Raw genomic sequence first — 1,922 nt, 5'->3', positions numbered from 1 at the left:
CGGTGGGTTCGGTCCCCCGGTCGGTCCCGCCCGGTCCCCGGTCCCCGGTGAGCCTGTTGGACTGCTCGGTCCCCGTCTTCGGTCCCTGTTCGGGTGCCTCGATTCCGGGGGACCGGTCCCCGGCGGGGACCGGTCGTGGGCGAGGTTCGGTCCGGGCGGCCGACTTCTCCAAGGGGGCGGTCCCCGTTGGCGCCGAGGGGACCGGTCCCGTCGTGTCGGGCTCCGGTGACCAGGGTGAGGGGAGCGGCACGGTGGCCAGTGCGAGGGCGTGCCGGCGGGCGGCGAGCTGCTCCAGGAGTTGGGCGCGCTGGGCCAGGTCGGTCCCGATGCCGGCCCGGCCGATCGCCTTGGACAGGCGGCGTGTCAGCCGCTGGCCCTGGCGGCTCGTCCGCTGCTCCGGGCTCAGCTCGGCGAGCCGCGCTGCGAGGGCGACGGCTCGCTGGGTGGCGCGGTCACGGGTGATCTGGGCGGCGTCGCGGTCCCGCGCGGCGATGCCGAGGCGGGACAGGAGCCGCTCGCGTGCCTCCCGGCCGAGGGTGACGAGCAGGCCGCTGGAGGCGGTGCCGGGGGACTTCAGGCGCAGCTCGATGCCCATGGCCAGGTGCCACAGCGTCGCCGCCATCACCGGGCCGACGAACGCCCGGACCGTGCCGCCGACCAGGCCGCTCTCGGCGTACGCCGGGATGATCTGCACGCTGGTGATGATCCACACCAGGGTGCCCGGCACACCCGCCGCTCCTTGGGTGGTCATGTTCTGCCGTGCCATCAGCGCGGTGGCGAAGAGGGCGAGTTCCGCGGAGGCGAACATGGCTACCCGCTCGGCGGTGCCGGCGATGTTGAGGTAGTCCTCGGCGAAGCGCCAGCTGGTGTCCGCGCTGTAGGCGGTGCAGCCGAGCGCGGCCAGCGCGGCCATCTTGACCGCCAGGCTGCTCGACGGTGCCGACGCGGTCCGTGGGCGCGCCTTGCGTCGGCGAAGCAGCGCCCAGCTGGTGAGGCCGAGCGCCGCCGCGGCGGTGGGGATGCCGACGGTGAGGAGCGTGGACAGGTCCAGGCCGGCGTCGAGGGGGAGGGCGAGGGGTTTCATGCGACCTTTCCGAACGAGCCGTGCCTGGCCGGCGGCACCGGGACGGACTGGGGCTGGACCGGCAGGGAGCCGCGCTGTTCGGCGGCCGGAGGCGTCGTGGTCGGCGGCTGGGACTGCTGCTGCCGCTTGGTGCGCCGCTTCTTCGGCTGCGGCGGTACGCCGAGGGTGCGGTCCCGGTGGTCGATCTTGTAGGCGGCCTCGGTGAGGAGGTCGCGGGCGTGGGGCTGGCTGACCTGCAGGGCGACGGCGAGCCGGTCCGCCTTCCAGCCGCGGACGTAGGCGTGGCCGATGACGACGTCCCGCTCCTTCGTGGTGAGGTGGACGTAGCGGCCGTTGAAGACCGCCAGGACGCGCTGGTGGTCCAGCCGCTGGGGCAGGCCGTCGTGCCAGGGCTGCCGGTCGGACTCGGTCAGGCCGCCCCAGATTCCGTCCTTGTCGCCGTTCTCGAGGGCGGAGTTCAGGCAGTCCCGCCGCACCGGGCAGGAGGCGCACAGGGTCTTCGCCTCGGCGATGGCGTCGTGGTCGCGGGGCAGGGGGAAGAAGAGCTCGTCGGCGTCCTCGGGGTGCAGGTCCTGGCAGGCGGCGTGGCGGTGCCAGCTGGTGTCGCCGAGGGGGCGCAGACCGGTGGTGGGTGACGTGTACGTGGTGATCAGGCGCATGGGGTGGGCTCGCTTGTTCTTCCCGCCGGGCGCCGGCCGGGCTGAGGCCGCGCCGGACGGGAGTTCCAGGGGCCGCGGCGCCCAGGGGGGCGTGAGCGCCGCGGCCGGAAGACGATGGGGGAGGCGAGGTTCAGGCGGTCGCCGGCTCCGGGAGCTGCCGTGCCTGCTCGGCGGCGAGT

General features: G+C 74.6%; 2 protein-coding genes. Both read right to left on the bottom strand.

What is annotated here, in order from left to right:
* A partial coding sequence (locus HW445_RS29010; RefSeq protein ID WP_180223815.1) for a hypothetical protein occupies positions 1-1,084 on the bottom strand: 1,084 nt, incomplete at its 3' end.
* A complete protein-coding gene (locus HW445_RS29005; RefSeq protein WP_180223814.1) occupies positions 1,081-1,743 on the bottom strand; it encodes a WhiB family transcriptional regulator in 663 nt (220 codons plus the stop codon). The genes HW445_RS29005 and HW445_RS29010, both read right to left, overlap by 4 nt.
* Positions 1,744-1,922 lie beyond the last annotated feature (179 nt).

The organism is Streptomyces sp. UH6, assembly GCF_013421635.1.
GTDB lineage: Bacteria > Actinomycetota > Actinomycetes > Streptomycetales > Streptomycetaceae > Streptomyces > Streptomyces abyssomicinicus.
The sequence above is the reverse complement of the archived record's forward strand: the minus strand, read 5'-3'. Positions and strand labels throughout refer to the sequence as shown.